General features: G+C 61.7%; 14 protein-coding genes. 5 read left to right on the top strand and 9 right to left on the bottom strand.

The features are described 5' to 3' along the window. Positions 1 to 65 precede the first annotated feature (65 nt). A complete protein-coding gene (locus AC0L2H_RS29220; protein ID WP_473593364.1) occupies positions 66 to 1,241 on the top strand; it encodes an acetyl-CoA C-acetyltransferase in 1,176 nt (391 codons plus the stop codon). A 15-nt stretch (positions 1,242 to 1,256) separates the two neighbouring features. On the opposite strand, the gene AC0L2H_RS29215 is transcribed toward AC0L2H_RS29220, so the two are convergent. The 7 genes from AC0L2H_RS29215 to AC0L2H_RS29185 form a co-directional block, all read right to left on the bottom strand. After that, a complete protein-coding gene (locus tag AC0L2H_RS29215) occupies positions 1,257 to 2,342 on the bottom strand; it encodes an ABC transporter ATP-binding protein (RefSeq protein ID WP_473593363.1) in 1,086 nt (361 codons plus the stop codon). Between the two features lie 12 nt (positions 2,343 to 2,354). Beyond that, positions 2,355 to 3,143, bottom strand: coding sequence for an ABC transporter permease (locus AC0L2H_RS29210; protein WP_473593362.1), 789 nt, complete (start codon positions 3,141 to 3,143; stop codon positions 2,355 to 2,357). A gap of 4 nt (positions 3,144 to 3,147) precedes the next feature. Next, positions 3,148 to 4,026 carry an ABC transporter permease gene (locus AC0L2H_RS29205; protein WP_473593361.1) on the bottom strand — a complete coding sequence of 293 codons (879 nt, stop codon included), beginning with the start codon at positions 4,024 to 4,026 and terminating at the stop codon, positions 3,148 to 3,150. Between the two features lie 81 nt (positions 4,027 to 4,107). Then, the gene (locus AC0L2H_RS29200; protein WP_473593360.1) at positions 4,108 to 5,262 is read right to left on the bottom strand and encodes an ABC transporter substrate-binding protein; all 1,155 of its coding nucleotides are present in this window, start codon (positions 5,260 to 5,262) and stop codon (positions 4,108 to 4,110) included. A gap of 315 nt (positions 5,263 to 5,577) precedes the next feature. Continuing rightward, positions 5,578 to 6,396 (bottom strand): carbohydrate ABC transporter permease, encoded by an 819-nt coding sequence (locus AC0L2H_RS29195; protein WP_473593359.1) that lies wholly within the window; start codon positions 6,394 to 6,396, stop codon positions 5,578 to 5,580. Between the two features lies 1 nt (position 6,397). Further along, complete coding sequence (locus AC0L2H_RS29190; RefSeq protein ID WP_473593358.1) at positions 6,398 to 7,267, bottom strand: carbohydrate ABC transporter permease; 870 nt, start codon at positions 7,265 to 7,267, stop codon at positions 6,398 to 6,400. Between the two features lie 130 nt (positions 7,268 to 7,397). Then, a complete protein-coding gene (locus AC0L2H_RS29185) occupies positions 7,398 to 8,672 on the bottom strand; it encodes an ABC transporter substrate-binding protein (protein ID WP_473593357.1) in 1,275 nt (424 codons plus the stop codon). Positions 8,673 to 8,941: 269 nt separating this feature from the next. Here AC0L2H_RS29185 and AC0L2H_RS29180 point away from each other — a divergent pair, with 269 nt between their 5' ends. From AC0L2H_RS29180 to AC0L2H_RS29165, 4 genes are read left to right on the top strand one after another with little or no spacing between them, the layout of a single operon-like run. Next, a complete protein-coding gene (locus tag AC0L2H_RS29180; RefSeq protein ID WP_473593356.1) occupies positions 8,942 to 10,102 on the top strand; it encodes an ROK family protein in 1,161 nt (386 codons plus the stop codon). 31 nt (positions 10,103 to 10,133) lie between these two features. Then, positions 10,134 to 11,621, top strand: a complete 1,488-nt coding sequence (locus tag AC0L2H_RS29175; protein WP_473593355.1) for a M81 family metallopeptidase — start codon at positions 10,134 to 10,136, stop codon at positions 11,619 to 11,621. 57 nt (positions 11,622 to 11,678) lie between these two features. Further along, positions 11,679 to 13,046 (top strand): Xaa-Pro aminopeptidase, encoded by a 1,368-nt coding sequence (locus AC0L2H_RS29170; RefSeq protein WP_473593354.1) that lies wholly within the window; start codon positions 11,679 to 11,681, stop codon positions 13,044 to 13,046. Positions 13,047 to 13,073: 27 nt separating this feature from the next. Continuing rightward, positions 13,074 to 14,174, top strand: a complete 1,101-nt coding sequence (locus AC0L2H_RS29165) for an ABC transporter ATP-binding protein (protein WP_473593353.1) — start codon at positions 13,074 to 13,076, stop codon at positions 14,172 to 14,174. Positions 14,175 to 14,216: 42 nt separating this feature from the next. Here the strand turns inward: AC0L2H_RS29165 and AC0L2H_RS29160 are convergent, their stop codons facing one another. Together AC0L2H_RS29160 and AC0L2H_RS29155 are read right to left on the bottom strand one after the other, a co-directional pair. Next, positions 14,217 to 14,897, bottom strand: a complete 681-nt coding sequence (locus tag AC0L2H_RS29160; RefSeq protein ID WP_473593352.1) for a GntR family transcriptional regulator — start codon at positions 14,895 to 14,897, stop codon at positions 14,217 to 14,219. Between the two features lie 77 nt (positions 14,898 to 14,974). Beyond that, positions 14,975 to 16,612, bottom strand: a complete 1,638-nt coding sequence (locus AC0L2H_RS29155; protein ID WP_473593351.1) for a choline dehydrogenase — start codon at positions 16,610 to 16,612, stop codon at positions 14,975 to 14,977. Positions 16,613 to 16,621 lie beyond the last annotated feature (9 nt).

Raw genomic sequence — 16,621 nt, 5'->3', positions numbered from 1 at the left:
GTTATAACCAGAATGTCAAGAAGCCCGGATGGGCTAGTTCGTCTTGGCAAGGGAGCCGGAAGCGCATGCAGAATGTATTCATTGTCGCCGCCAGACGCACGCCGATCGGCAAGCTCAACGGCGCCTTCGCCGGCATCGCTGCCGCCGACCTCGGCGCCGCGGTGATTGGCTCGCTGCTGCAAGAGACCGGCATCGAAGGCGACGCGATCGGCGAAGTCATCATGGGCCAGGTGCTGACCGGAGGCGCGGGACAAAACCCTGCCCGGCAGGCGGCGCTGAAGGCCGGCATTCCGGTCGGTGTGCCGGCGATGACCGTCAACAAGGTCTGCGGCGCCGGCCAGAAGTCGATCCATCTCGCCGCGCAGGCGATACGCTGCGGCGATGCCGACATCGTCATTGCCGGCGGCCAGGACTCGATGACGGAGGCGCCGCATCTGATCTACGGCGCGCGCCGCGGCGTCAGGATGGGCGACCACGAGATCAAGGATTCGATGATCGTCGACGGCCTGTGGGATGCACCCAACCAGGTGCATATGGGGGTGACGGCGGAAGGCCTGGCGCGGCGCTATCAGGTCACACGCGATGAGCAGGACCGCTTCGCGCTGGCGTCGCAGGAAAAAGCGGCCAAAGCGATCGCCGCCGGGCGCTTCGCCGGCGAGGTCGTGCCGGTCACTATCAAGCTGAAGCGCGAGGACTTTGTCGTCGCAACCGACGAGCATCCCAATCCGGCCTCGACGCTGGAGACACTGTCGCGTTTGCGGCCGGTCTTCGATACTGACGGCACGATCACGGCGGGCAATTCGTCCGGGCTCAACGATGGCGCCGCGGCGGTGATGGTGGTCTCGGAAAAGCGCATGAACGAGCTCGGCCTGACGCCGCTGGCGCGTATTGCCGCCTATGCCTCGGCCGGCGTCGAGCCGATGGAGATGGGGCTGGGGCCGGTGGCGGCCTCGCGCAAGGCGCTGGACAAGGCCGGCTGGACGGCATCGGACCTCGATCTGCTTGAAATCAACGAGGCCTTTGCCGCGCAGGCCATCGCGGTCGATCGCGAGATGGGCTGGGACAGCGGCCTGATCAACGTCAATGGCGGCGCGATCGCGCTCGGCCACCCGCTGGCCGGCTCCGGCTGCCGCATCGTCGTGACGCTGCTGCATGAAATGCGCAAGCGCGGTGCAAAGCGCGGCCTCGCTTCACTCTGCATCGGCGGCGGGCTTGGCGTCGCCATTTGCCTGGAGGGCTGACGGGCGAAAGGTCGTTCAGGATTGCGGAAGGATGACGACGTTGTCGGAGTCCCAGAAAATTTCCGTATTCTCACCCGGTTTCGGCAGGCTCGTGCGCGTGCTGCGCTGAACCTGGACACGAACGCGGACACCGTCGGCGAGACGGATGGTGTAGAACGACCTGCTGCCTATGAAGATGACATCCTCGACCTGCCCGATCGCCGATTGCGTGGTGTCATTGTCCCGGTTGAAGCGGAAGGATTCCGGTCGAATCGAGACGATCACCTTGCCGGGCAATTCTCCGGCTGGAACGATGGAGCTGTGAAAGCGTAGACCCGATCCGGTGACGGCCGTCATACCGGAGGCATCGTCGCCTGCCATTGCCGCCTCGAACAGATTGGTCTCGCCAAGGAATTTGGCGGCGAACAGCGATTTCGGCGCCGCGTACATGGTTTCGGGCCGGTCGATTTGCATGATGCGCCCTTTCTCCATGAGGACGACGCGATCCGAGAGGATCATCGCCTCGTCCTGGTCGTGCGTGACGTAGACGAAGGTAGCGCCGGTCTCGGCATGAATGCGCTTCATCTCGACCAGCATGTGCTGGCGGATCTTCAGATCGAGCGCGGCAAGCGGCTCGTCGAGCAGCAGGACTTTCGGACCATTGACCAGCGCCCGGGCGAGCGCCACGCGCTGGCTCTGGCCACCGCTCAACTCGTTGATATAGCGGTTGGCGAAGCTGTCGAGCTGAACGATGTGCAGCATGCGCTGGACGCGCTCGCGAATTTCCGCCTTGGGCGTGCCCTTGACCTTGAGGCCGAAGGCGACATTCTCGAACACGTCGAGATGCGGGAAAAGCGCGTAGCGCTGGAAGACCATGTTTACCGGCCGCCGCTCGGGAGGTTGGCCGGCACAATCCCGGCCATCGATCTTGATGGAACCGGCGGTCACCGCCTCGAAACCGGCTATGAGCCGCATCAGGGTTGTCTTGCCGCAACCGCTGGGTCCGAGCAAGGTTACGATCTCGCCCTGTTCGATAGACAGGTCTATGTCGCTCAACGCCTGGAAGGAGCCGAACATCTTCTGGGCCGCGGTGATCTCGATCACGGGCGGGCGGATTGTCATGCCTGTCGATCCTTATGACACGATGCGGCTGGCGACGGCCGATCTTCTGCGCAGATGGCCGATGAGCCAGGCAGCGAAGAGGATGACGATGGAGAACACCAGAGCGAGAGTGGAGATGGCGTTGATGAGCGGGGTCACGGTGCGGCGCATCATCGACCAGATATACATGGGCAATGTCGTCTCGGTGCCGGCGACGAAGGAGGTCACGACGAATTCGTCGAAAGATACGGCAAACGCCAATATGGCCGAGGCGATCAATGTCGGTGCGATCAGCGGCAGCGTCACCTTGCCGAAGGTCTGCATCTGACTGGCGCCGAGGTCGCGCGATGCCTCCTCCAGCGATGGATCGAACAGAGCAAGCCTGGCGCGCATCGCCACGATCAGGATGGGCAAGGCCAGCACCACATGCGAGATGACGATGGTGACCGTCGAGAGCTGGACGCGGGCCTGCGCGAACAGCACCAGAAGCGAGACGCCGACGAAGAGGCCGGGTAGTGCGATCGGCGTCAGGCACAGCACCTCCAGCAGGACGCGGCCGCGATGCCCCAGGCGAAGCCAGGCAAGCGAGGCGGCAGTCCCGAGGATCAGCGTGATCAAGGCGGTGAAGCCGGCGACGGTAAGGCTCTTGACCAGGGCCGAACCGAGCTGGGCATTGCCGAGCACCTCGGCGTACCAGCGCAGGCTGAAGCCGGCAAAAGGAAACGACAGCGAAGGGCTCGCGTGGAAAGAGAACAGAACGATGATCACCAGCGGCATCAACAGGAACGCCAGGATCGACCAGACCACCAGTTTGAGCAGCATCGCGTCAGCCCCCCGCTTTTCTTGCCGGCCTGCGCTTCACGACCAGGCCGGTTGCGCGCCCAAGCCCCATCACCGAGAGGTAGATGACGATCGACACCAGGAACATCAGGAAGGCCTGGGCGGCACCCAGCGGCCAGTTGCCGGTCTTGCGGAACTGATCGGCGATCAGCAGTCCCGTCGTCTGGCCCGACGAGCCGCCCAGCATCTGCGGCGTGACATAGTCGCCCGCAACCATGACGAAGGTCAGCATGAACGCGCCGATCAGGCCGTTGGCGGCGTTGGGCGCGATGACGCGGAAGAAGGCGCCGAGCGGAGAGGCGCCAAGATCGCGCGCGGCATCAACAAGATCCTTCTTGATCTCGCTGAGCGAGGACACCACCAGAAGGATGCAGAACGGCAGGTAGATGTGGATCAGCGTGATGGCGACCGCAAAGCGGCTGAACAGGAATACGCCGACCGGCGTGTCGACGATGCCGGCCTGGATCAGAATGGTGTTGAGGACGCCGCTGGTGCCAAGCAAGGTGCGCCAGGCATAGATGCGGACAAGGTAGCTGGAGAACCAGGTGATCAGGATAAGATAGAGGATGACCTGCGAGCGGCTGACATAGACGAGGTAGTAGCCCACGGGAATCGCCAGCAACAGCGTGACCGATGCCGTGACCAGCCCGATCAGGATGGCGTTGATCGTCACCGTCCAGAACAGTGGCGACATCAGCGAATTCAGATAGTTCGAAAACACGAAGTCCGGCACGATCCTGTACGAGGCCGCCGTCCAGAAACTGTAGACGAACAGGATCAGGCTCGGCACGACGAAAAACACGACCATGTACAGAACGGCCGGCGCGGCCAGCAAGCCGCCCATGCTAGAGCGCGGTGCCTTCATGAACATTCCCACGGACAAACGCGCTATCGGCAAGGACGCCGATAGCCAATTCTCAATTCAGCCTGTTGCAACGAGGGAAGTCTACATCCCTGCCTTGAATTCCTGCCACGCCGCGATCCAGTCGTCATAGGTGGCATGGGTGTCGGATGCCCGCGGCGGAATGCCGGGCAGGCCGGCGGCGAAGATGCTGTCGATGGCTTTGTAGTCGATCCTGTTGCGCGACTTCTCATCGAGCAGGGCGACTGCCTTTTTAGAGACCGGCGCCTGAACCACGGCCATGGCGACCTTGGCCTGCACCGCGGGATCGAGCGACTGGTTGATGAAGGCATGAGCGGCCTCGATATTGTCAGCCGAAATCGGGATGAACCAGGCATCCACCCACAGGACCGGGCCTTCCTTCGGCATGGCCATCTCGATCTTCATGTTCTGCTGGTCGGTCTGCGTGATGATCGAGGGATCGGCGCAAAGTGCCGCAACGACCTCGCCGGAAACCATGAGGTTGACAAGCTCGCCCTGGTTGAGGGCGATGACGCGGGCCTGATCGCGGTATTTGGAGAATTCCGCGAAAGCCTTGCCAAGTTCGTCCTTGGTCAGCAGCGGATATTTCTCGCCAAGGCCGGCGACACGCGCGGCGACCGGCCAGGAGCTCACCGTGTCGTCCATGATGGCGATCTTGCCCTTCAGCGAAGGATCGAGCAGGTCGGCGTAGGATGCCGGTTTGGCCAGCTTGTCGGCGTTGAACAGGATGGTGTTGAAGCCCCAGATATAGGGCGATCCCCAATGCTGCCCGTCGGCGAACCAGGTCGGCTGGTCGTAGAACTGGCTGAAGAGATTGTCGGCGCTGTAGTTCGGCACTTTCGAGACATCGATCGGAGTTACGATCTTCATTTCCCTTATGTAGAGATCCGCATAGGCCTGGTTGTATTCGGCCAGATCGATGGGCGGCGGGTTGCCGGCGACGAACTTTGCCTGCACGTCATCCTGATTGGCGATCGACGTGGCCTCCACCGTCACGCCATTCGTCTTGCGCCAGTCTGCAAGCTCGCTGGTCAGGTCGTAGCCTTCCCAGGCCATGACCTGGAGTTCGCCCCCGGCAGCCGCCTGCGCCGGCAGCGAGGACAGTCTTAACAGGAACGCCCCGGCTCCCAGGCCGGCCATTCCGGCGAGAGCGGCCCGCCTGCTGATCGCCGATGTTAACAAGCTTGAATTGGCATTGTCTCCTGCTTTGCGCGTCATGATGAGTTCCCCTTTTTTGATGGCAGTTTCGACAACCTTGCTTTACAGGATATTGGATACAATAATCATCGGAGTCAAACGAAATCGTCCTGCCACTTGGGGCAGGCTCTGGATTTCCTTTTGAGGATTTCATGGCGGATCGGGATATCGACCGCCTTGGCCGCCGGCCCGCTCAAGGGTGCGAGCGCCGGTATGGCAATGACTGACGCTCAACGTTTCATGGGAGTGCGAAAAAGCCGGTCGCCAATGTGGCGAGTCCGAAATTTGGATTGTGTCGCCGTCCTTTCGGACGGCCACGATCCAGATCGACCTGGATTATTTCCCGGCTCCGCCAAGCAGGCCGCGCACAAATGCCTTCTGGAAGAGGAGATAGGTGACCATCACCGGAAGTAGCGAGATAAGCGTGGCCGCCATCAGCGGACCGTACTCGACCTGCAGACTGCTGGCGAAGCCGGCTATCGTCGCCGTAACAGGCGTGGCTTTGTCACTCGTCGTCAGGGTGATGGCGAAGAGCAGGTCGTTCCAGATGGCGCGGCTCTGGATGATCGCAAGCGCGGCGAGACCGGATCCCGATGCCGGAAGCAGAAGCCGCCAGAAATAACCCGCCGGAGTGCAACCGTCGATCAACGCCGCCTCATACATAGACCTCGGCACCGAGGCGAAGAAATTGCGCATGAAAAAAGTGCAGAAGGGGACGCTGTAGGCGGTGTGCACCAGCCACATGCCGGGAATGCTGTCGTAGAGGCCGAGCGACCTGATCAGAAAGAACAGCGGAATCTGGACGATCTGGAACGGCACGAGCATGCCCGTCAGCAGGAAGAAATAGACCACGCGTCCGCCCGCTCCGCGCATATAGGCAAGCGGATAGCCGGAAATCGCGCCGACCAGCAGCGAGAAGATCACCGATGGCACCGTGATCGCAATCGAGTTCAGGAAGCTTCGCCCCATCCGATTGTAAGCGATGGCGTAGTTCTGGAAGTAGAGCTCGTTCGGCAACGCGATCACCCGCGTTATTTCGGATGGCGATTTGAGCGACGTCAGGAACGCGACGACCAAGGGCGCGGCAAATATCACCGCTGCCACCACCAGGATCGAAAAAGGTAGCGCCGTGCGCCTGGCAACCGCTGTGTTCATCCTATTCCGCCTCGGCGTTCTGGACGCGTTTTGCCAGTTGGTGGATGTAAGGCATGATGATGAGGCCGGCGATCACGAGAAGGTAGACGGAGATCGCACTGGCGCGGCCCATTTCGAACCTGCCGAAGGCAGTGTCGTACATCTGTGTTGCCAGCACCTCGGATGCGTATGCGGGGCCGCCATTGGTCATCGCCCAGACGATGTCGAACAAGCGCATCGCGTCGACCGCCGCCATGCCGAGGACGACGATCGTCGAGGGCCACAAAAGCGGGAAGCTGACCTTCCAGAACACCTGCCAGGGCGTCGCCCCCTCGATCCTTGCGGCTTCTATGTATTCCACCGGGATATTGCGGAGGCCCGCGAAGAATACCAGGAAGGCGAAACCGGTCGTCCACCACAGCATCGACCCCATGAGCGCGAAATTGACGATCGACGGGTCGCCCAGCCAGTTCTGGGCCAGGCCGCCCAGCCCGACCGACTGGAGGATCGTCGTCAGCAGACCGCTGGTCGGCTCATACATCCAGCGCCAGATCGCAGCCACGGCAACGGCCGGGATGGTGAAAGGCAGGAAGAAGACGACCCGGAAAACCGACTCGCCTTTCATCCCCCTGTCGAGCAGAGCGGCCAGGAGCAGGCCGAGGCTTGTCGGTCCAAGCAGCAGGAAGACGAGCCAGGAAATGTTGTTCAGGACAGCGTGGTAGAAGCGCGACTGGTTAAGCAGCACGACGTAGTTCCGCAGTCCGACATATTTCGGCGTGGGCGAGAAGCCATCCCAACTGTGCAGCGACAAATTGAATGTGGAGACGATGGGATAGACATAGAAGACCGCAAAGAGGGTTACGGGAAGCGACAGAAAGATTGCGTGCGTCATCCCTGCGGTCTGAAACTTCCGGCGCATGAGTTGGAAGTTGGGCATGTCGAATTGTCTCTTGTGAGCTGATGCCTTCGGTCCCGCGGTCAAGGAGGAGGTCGGGTCGACATCTGTCGGCCCGGCCTTGGGATCACCACTTCAGGTAAGCGCCCTCCGCCTGGGCTTCCTGGCGGAGGCTTTCAAGCGTCGAGATCAACTCGTTCTCATTTGCATCGGAAGGGTCGATCGCGAATTTCTCGAGCTGGACGCCAAGCTCTGTGCCGACCTTCGTCGGCAGCAGGAAGAACAGGTTCGGCAGCACCGCGTTGGCCTTCGACGCATCCGCCAGCTGCCTGGCGAATTTGGCGCCGACGGCATCGTAGATCGACGGATCGACGGTCACGTTTGGCGCGAGCGAGCCTTTCGGAACCGCAAAGGTCGCCTGGCCTTCGGCCGACGCCGCGGAGATGACGAATTTCTCGGCTGTTTCGAGCGTATCGGCCGGGCCTTCCGGCACGGCCAAGGCATCCATCTGGAAGATGGCCTTGCCCTCCGTGCCCGGTGCTGGAAACACGTCAAACTTCTCGACGGGTGCGAAACCCGCCTGTTTGAAATAGGCGGCCGCCCAGGCGCCCATCATGAACATCCCGGTATTGCCGTTGACGACATCGTCGGCCGTCTGGGTCCAGGTCTTGCCGCTCCAGTTCTTGGCGTAGCATTTGACCATGGTGTCGCGATAAAGCTCGAGGGCCTTGCGGAATTCCGGGCTATCGAAGCCCAATTCACCGCTCGCGATCTTGTAGTAGCCCTCGGTGCCGACGGTGGAGACGAGCGGCGCGTAGAAATTGTAGAGGCTCCAGAACGGACCGCCTGCATTGCCCAGAGGCTCGACGCCGGCTGCGCGCAGCTTGTCGCAGACGGCGACCAGGCCCTCATAGTCCTTGGGAGGCTGAAGCCCGGCCTTTTCGAAGATCGCCTTGCTGTAGAAGATGTTGTTGATCAGCGACAAATCATAGGGAATGCCGTAGGGCTTGCCGTCGACCTTGACGACGCGCTGCACGCCCTCCGGGAAAATCTCGTCGCCCTTGATTTTCGCCCAGGTCTCCGAAAGGTCATGGAGCTTGCCGCTGTCGACGAAGGTCTTGAGCTCGAACGCCATCGAACTCTGATATGCGGCCGGCGGTGTGTTTCCCATGAACGCGGTCTGCAATTGGCGACGCATTTCAACCGCGTTGCCCGGGATTACTTTGCCGACGATCTGGTTGTCGGGATTCTGTTTGTTGGCGAAAGCGATCAGGGCTTCGATACCAGCCTTTTCCGACCCGGCCGCATAATAATGCCAAAGCTCCTTCGGGCCGTCAGCCCTGGCCGCTGATGCGCCGGCGAGCATGCCAAGCGCCACGCCAAACCATTTCAAGTTACGCATTGTTCTACCCTCTGCTGAGCCGGGCGTTGGTGTCCCCGGCATATATTCTGTAAACAAGAAAAACCTACCTTCAAAAATCGACAGCCGTCAACAGTTTGCGCGCAAAATATCCGCCTCGTTGAATGCGACCGGCCGACGATTTCAGTTAATGCTTTGTTTTTCAGCATTTTTTTCTCGCTAGCGCACTGAGCAGTCATCCTGCGATTGACAATGCGGCTGATCTCCTCGTATCAATTATTCTCATAACAAGAAAAATATCGGAGCGAGGCTTGAGCAAGTCGTACATCAGGCATTTCAATGCCAATGCGATCTTTCACAGGATCCGCATCGAGCCCAACGTTTCGCAGCGCGACATCGTCGCAAGGACTGGCATCGACAAGTCGGTCGTTTCCTCAATTATCAATCAATTCAGCGAGTTGGGCCTGGTCGAACGCAATCCGGTAGCGACCAGCAACAAACCTGGCCGCCCTATGGAAGGTCTTACCATTTCTCCTGAAAGCGGCCTGATCGTCGGTGTCCAGATCGAGGCGGACACGATCGGCTATGTCGCTGCCGCGCTCGACGGAATCCCCCTGTGCTCAAGGGCCCAGGTCTTCGACGGGAAGCTGGACGGGGTCGCCGATCTCGTCGCCCGGGGAGTCAAGGAAATCGTCGGTGAATGCGGCCGCGCCGGCGACACGCTCGGTGTCGGCATTTCGCTTCCGGGTCTGCTCACCGACGAAGGCGTGCTGCTTCACGCACCCGTCCTTGGATGGCGCGGTGTCCCGGTGGTGGACATGTTCTCCGAGGCACTCGATGCGCCCGTTTTCGCGGGCAATGACGGCAAGGCCGCCGCGATGGCGGAATACATGTTCGGCGAATGCATCGACATCAAGGATTTCATCTACCTGTTTTCGGGCTCGGGTGTCGGCGGCGCCTTGTTCCTTGACGGCGACATCTACCGCGGCGCCAGCGGACTGGCAGGCGAACTGGGACACATCAAGGTTGTCCCGCAGGGCCGCTATTGTTCGTGCGGCGCCTCGGGTTGCCTCTCGCCTTACCTTTCCGAGCCCGGGCTGGCAGAGGAGATCGGCAGGCTGACCGGCAATCGGCCATCCTCGTTCAAGGACATTATGGAGCGCGCCGACGCCAATGACGAGGTGGTTGTCGGCGTGCTCGACAATGCCGGCGCCGTCCTCGGTTCGGCGATTTCCAGTCTCGTGAACATCTTCAATCCGCCGCTGGTTTGCCTTGGCGGCGATATGGCGAGCGCCGAGCCTTACCTGCGCCCGGCGGTCGAACGGGCCCTGCAACGACTGGCGCATCCTTCGATGTCGGTTCAGACCAAGGTCATTTTCTCGCAATTGTCGACCGTCAGCCCGTTTCTCGGCGGCGTCGCGCTCGCGCTCGATGGTGTCACCGGTCTCGATTCCCCTCACGTTCTTCCGTGAATTCAGCTCAGGTCAGTTCGAAAGTCAGAGAATGCGCATAGCTATTGTCGGCCTCTCCATCGAGATCATGCTCGCCTCCCCGGTCCCGACCACATGGGACGCGATACAACACTACACAGGCAAGGAGATGTCCGAAGGCGATGTCTGGATGGTCCGAGGCATGCTGGCGCGCATGGCGGAGGATGGCGACGTCGAGGCGGTCCCACTGTACTGGGCCACCGCATTGCCCGGCGGCCCGCTCGAATTGTCGGCATACCGAGAGGTCAAGGACAGGACGCTCGCGCTCATCGACGAACACGGTCCGTTCGAGGGGATGCTCATTGCCAATCATGGCGCGCTGGAAGTCCAGGGGCTGGACGTCGACGCAGATACCGATTTCATCCGTGCCGTCAGGAATGCCCTTGGGCCTGATGTGCCGATCGGACTGTCGCTTGATCTGCATGGCGACATGACCCCGGAACTTCTCGACGCAGCAACGGTGATCAGCGTTCTGCGCACCGCGCCACACCGTGACGACAGGCAGACGGGGTACCGGACGGCAGACCAGCTTATCCGCGTCATCCGAACCGGCATTACGCCGAAGAAATCCGTCGTCAGCCTGCCCATCCTCGTCCCTGGCGAAACCGCGGTCACGGCACTGGAGCCCGCGAAAAGCCTTTACGGCGCGCTGCCGGAATACGACAGCGTGCCGGGCATGATGGAAGCAAATATCCTTGTCGGGTTCGCGTGGAACGACAGGCCGTGGACCGCCGTGTCAGCGATTGCGGTAAGCGATGGCGATGCCGAGGTCGCGCGTGCGCAGGCGACACGGTTGGCGCAGGCGATATGGGCCAGACGCGCCGATTTCAATCTCAAGATGGAGACCGCGGAGGTTCGCCACGGGCTGCGGCTCGCGGTCGAATGCGCGGAGCGTCCCGTTTTCGTATCGGATTCCGGAGACAACACGACGGCGGGCGCGGCCGGAGACCTGACCCTTGTATTGCAGGCAGCGCTTGAAGATGAGCCGGTCCGCGATATTGTCATCGCTGGCATTACGGCTCCCGAAACCGTCCGCAGACTTGTCCAGGCCGGGGTCGGCTCGACTGTCGAGATCGAACTGGGAAGCGAGCACCTTTCCCGCCCGAAGACGGCGTATCGCGTAAGCGTGCTCGTCGAGGCATGCGGAGAAGAACTGGTGCTGCCGGGGTTCCAGCCATACCGGTCCAGGGAAGGCGCGTGGGCGAAGGTTCGCAGCGGCAATGTCATTGCAACATTCCACGCCAATGCCATTGGCATAACCACGCCGCACCATTTCCTGGCAATGGACATCGATCCGACCATGCACAAGGCGTATGTCGTCAAGCTCGGCTATCTCCACCCGCAACTCGAGGACATCTCAGCCCGGCATATCCTTTTACTGAGCGACGGCACCTCGCAATTGGACATGACGCGGCTCCAATGGAACGTCCTGCCGCGTCCAACCTACCCTCTCGACAAGGATTTTGCCTGGGACGCGCAGGCCCGGATCTACGGCGATTGATCTCCATCGCAGTCGATTTTCACTGCTGTTGCACCGACACGAACAAAAGGACCCCCAATGACCATTTCCCTCACATCCGTTCGGTTGCCGGACTTCGGTTCCCCCGGCGAAAAGCCGGACATTCCCGTTGAGACATATGATGCGCGCGCCCGCGCTGCTTACGACAGGGCAGGACGCGACTGGCTGGCGATCTATGCGGACCGGGAGCATTTCGGCAACATCGCTTTCCTGAGCGGTTTCGAGCCGCGCTTCGAGGAGGCCTTCCTCCTGCTTGGGCCGAACAATAAGCGCGTGCTTGTCACGGGCAACGAGTGCGAGAGCTACGCGCCGCTGGCGCGTCTGCCCGGGATGAGCGTGCTTCTGGCCCAGACATTGAGCCTGATGGCGCAGGATCGCTCTCGCTTCCCTCGCTTCTCCGACCGTCTCGGCGATGCTGGTATAAAGGCCGGCGACACCGTAGGGCTGGTGGGCTGGAAGTATCTTGAGCCGTTCGAGGACGAAGCCGCCGAAACCGCCTATTTCGTTCCCGCCGTCTACGTGCAGGCATTCCAGCGGGCGGTCGGCGCTTCCGGCGGATTGCGGGACGCGACCCATGTTCTTATGCATCCTGAAAACGGCATCGCCGTCACCATCGATGCCGATCAGATCGCAGCGTTCGAGTGGGCTGCATCGCGCAGTTCGTCGGCAATGTGGCGGATTGTTTCGGGAGTGCGCGAGGGCGACAGCGAGTTCGACGCCGTTTCGCGCATGGGCTATGCCGGAGACCCACTGAACGTCCACACCATGTTCGCATCAGCCAGCAAGGGCGAGCCGGTGATTGGCCTGCGGAGCGCAACGGGCCGCAAGCTCAGGCGGGGCGATGGCGTGACGACCGCGATCGGACACTGGGGCGGTCTTTCCTCGCGGGCGGGCCTTCTCGATCGTGCCAATGACGAATTTCTCGCAATCGCCAAAGGCTACTTCCAGGGCTTGATCTCCTGGTACGAGACGGCAGCGATCGGTGTCGAGGGCGGCGCCATCCATGAGGCCGTGACATCGACGCTCGCGAAAGCGAAGCTGAAGCCGGCGCTCAACCCGGGCCATCTCGGCGGCTACGAGGAATGGACGCACAGCCCGATCCGGCCAGGATCCGGGGACCGCATCCGCTCGGGCATGCACTTCCAGGTCGATATCATCCCGACGCCGATCGCCGATGGCTGGGCCTTGAACTGCGAGGACGCGGTTGTCCTTGCCGATGAGGCGCTTCGGGCCGAGCTGGAGACCAAACATCCGGCGGTCTTCAAGCGCATGGCGGCGCGTCGCGACTTCATGAAAGACAAGCTCGGCGTGGAACTGCGGCCGGACATCCTGCCGCTTTCCTCGACACCGCTTTATTTCGCGCCGTTCTGGCTCGCGAGCGACAACGTCCTCGTCCGCGATAGATAGCCCTGAGATCCAGCACCGGAGGGTCCGATGGCAGCCATCGAGCTGAACAAAGTCGTGAAATCCTATGGAGGCGTTCAAACCGTTCACGGGATCGATCTCTCGATCAAGGATCACGAATTCGTGGTCCTGGTCGGCCCTTCCGGCTGCGGAAAGTCCACCACGCTGCGCATGATCGCGGGGCTGGAGACGATAACGGATGGCGAGATCAAGATCGGCGAGCGGCGCGTCAACGACCTGTTGCCGGGAGAACGCGACATCGCCATGGTTTTCCAGAATTACGCGCTCTACCCGCATCTCTCGGTCGAGGACAACATCACGTTCGGGTTGCGTTTGAAGAAGACGCCGCGTGGCGAAATTCAGACGCGGCTGGCCGAGACCGCGCGAATTCTGGATATCGAACACCTGCTCAAACGCAAACCAAGGCAACTCTCCGGCGGGCAGCGCCAGCGCGTCGCCATGGGGCGCGCGATGATCAGGAATCCAGCAGTCTTTCTTTTCGACGAGCCGCTCTCCAACCTCGACGCCAAGCTCCGCGTCCAGATGCGCGCCGAGATCAAGCAGATCCACGAAGCGGTGCCGACCACGACCGTCTATGTCACGCATGACCAGATCGAGGCGATGACGCTTGCCGACAGGGTCGTCGTGATGAATGCCGGCAGGATCGAGCAGATCGCGCCGCCTCAGGAGCTATATCTGAGGCCCGCAACCAAGTTCGTGGCCGGGTTCATCGGATCGCCGGGCATGAATTTCGTCAGCGCGACGCTCGAACGAAACGAAGATCAATTCAGCGGCGTCCTGTCCGATGGTACGCGCCTCGAACTGCCGGGCGACGTCTCCAGATTCGCCGATGTGACGGGACAGGTTGTCGACCTCGGCATCCGGCCCGAGCATCTTTCGCCTGGCCCAAAAGACGGCCGATCCGGAAACAGGATCAGCGCCACCGCGGAACTCGTCGAACCGCTTGGAATGGATACGCTCATTCACTTCACCATCGCGGGCACAAAGGCGGTCGCGCGCGTACCACCCGATGGTTCGCTACGACGAGGAACCGAACTTCCCCTCTTTGTCGACCCGCAGGACATCTATGTCTTCGACCGCCAAAGCGGCAGCACTCTGCACGGTGAATAGGGAACTGTGAACGGGCCGGAATAGAAAAAATCCGGGACAGAATCAGCCGGCTGCCTCGCCCCGCTTGAGCTGGCTGACGATCTCTTCGGCGGCGTCGGCGACATGCTTCTTGAGCAGCCTCGAGGTTTCGACCGCGTCACGCAGGCGATAGGCGTCGAAGATGTCACGATGCTCCTGCAGCGCCTTGGTCTGGGCCTTCAGCGGTTCGATCTGCAGGCGCAGATAGCGATCCGCCGAACTGTATAGCGTTTGCAGCACCGCCATCGAACGCGGCCGCATGGAAGGCTCGAGCAGCGCCGTGTGGAAGGCCCAGTTGAGACGGCTTAGTTCCTTCGGATCGCCCCTGGCAATAGCAGCCTCATAATCGTGAAGCGCGCGCTCGGCATTGGCGATATCCTGGTTGGACATGCGTGCGATCGCCTTCTTGACGAGGAAGGGCTCCAGCAAAAGCCGCGCATCGAAAAGGTCGATGGCATCATCGGCCGACAGGTCGGAGACGACCGCGCCGCGATGCGTCCTGATGACGACAAGACCTTCCGCTTCCAACTGCAGAAGCGCCTCGCGCACGGGAATGCGGCTGACACCCAACTCGGCCGCTATCGCCTCCTGGCGGATCTGATGGCCGCCCGGATAATCGCCACCGATGATCTTGGCGGCGATATATTCCGCGACCATCGCGGTGACGGTCTGGCGCTGCAACAGGGGCTTGGGCGAAGTCGACATGGCAGGCATTTCCAGAATCGCTCTATTTATCGGGCGATCGTATCCAATATTTCATTCCGATCCAATCCAGCCTTCCATCAATGCCGGTCCGCGTAGTCGACGATCTGTGGTGGCAGTGGTGCGCGCCCGCGCACGCGGTCGACAAGCTTTTCCGCAATCATCATGGTCGGGCAGTGCAAATTGCCGCTGGTGATGCGCGGCATGACCGACGCATCGATGACACGCAGCCCCTCGGTCTCATGCACCTTGCCGTCGGCGTCGACGACCGACATGTCGTCGACGCCCATCCGGCATGTCGAGCAAGGGTGGTATTGCGTGCCGAGATTCTCCTTCAGCCAGGCAAGCACTTCGGCGTCGGGCATCGTCCTCAGCCCCGGCGTCAGGGCTTGCCCGCGCATGTCGTTCCAGGCGCGTTGCTGGATGATCTCGTCCGTGTGGCGCACGCCGTCGATCAGATCCCGCTGGTCCTGCGGATGGGCGAGGTAGTTGGAAACGATGGAGGGATGGGAGCGCGGGTCGGTCGATTTCAAGGTGACAGCGCCCCGGCTCTTCGGCCGCATCAGGCAAGTCTGGTATTGGAACCCTTCTTCGATATTGACCTTGCCATGCATCAGTTCGCCGAGCATCGGCAGAAACTCGTGCTGGATGTTGGCATAGTCGGCGGCCGCGCTGCTCCTGAAGAACGTGCCGACTTCCCAAAGATTGGTCACACCGAGGCCGGAGCGCAGGAACAGCCACCGCGCCCCGATCAGGCCCATCTTGAACATGTTCAGGTCCATGGCGGGGGAGACGCCCGGGCGCGACGCCCTGTAGCGCACCGAAACGGCGACATGGTCGACGAGGCCCTTGCCCACGCCCGGCACATCCGCAACCGGCTCGACACCGAGTGCGCGCAGCTCCTCGGAGGGACCGACGCCGGACAGAAGCAGAAGCTGCGGCGAGTTGAAGGCGCCACCGCACAGCACCACCTCGCGGCCGGCCTCGACGGTGTGGGTCGCGCCGTCAACCTCATAGGTGACGCCGACCGCGCGCTTGCCGTCGAAGTGGATCCGGTGCACCAGCGCGTTCAGCTTGAGGTCGACATTGCCCTTGCGCAGCGCGGGCCTGAGATAGGCCCTGCCGCCGCTTGCCCGCACGCCCCTGTCGATATTCGCCTGGTAGACATGGACGCCTTCCTGACGGTAGGCATTGTAATCGGCATTGAGCGGATGGCCCGCCTGCTGGCCGGCCTCGAGAAACGCCGCGAAGACCGGCAGATCGCCTTTGAGCGTGGTGATCGCAATCGGCCCATCGCCGCCGCGATAGGCGTTGGCGCCCTTGTCGTAGGTTTCCAGCCGCTTGAAATAGGGCAGGCAATGCGCAAAGGACCAGCCCGGCAGGCCGTCTTCCGCCCACGCGTCGAAGTCGCGCGGGTTGCCACGCACATAGACCATGCCGTTGAGCGAGCCGGAGCCGCCCAGCATCTTGCCCCTCACATGCGTGATCATGCGGCCGCCGAGCGCATCTTCCGGTCCCGTCTCGAAACTCCATGTGCGGCGCTGGTCGGTCAGCGGGTAGGACATGGCGGCAGGCATGCGCACATAAATAGAATTGTCGCTCGGGCCAGCCTCCAGGACCAGCACCCGGACGCTCCTGTCCTCGCCTAGCCTGGCGGCGACGATCGAACCGGCGGCGCCCGCCCCGACAACAATGTAGTCATACGCCTTGGATGCCATATCGAACTT

Source organism: Mesorhizobium sp. WSM4871 (genome assembly GCF_055811295.1).
Note: the sequence above shows the minus strand (reverse complement) of the source record. Positions and strands in the feature narration are given on the sequence as shown.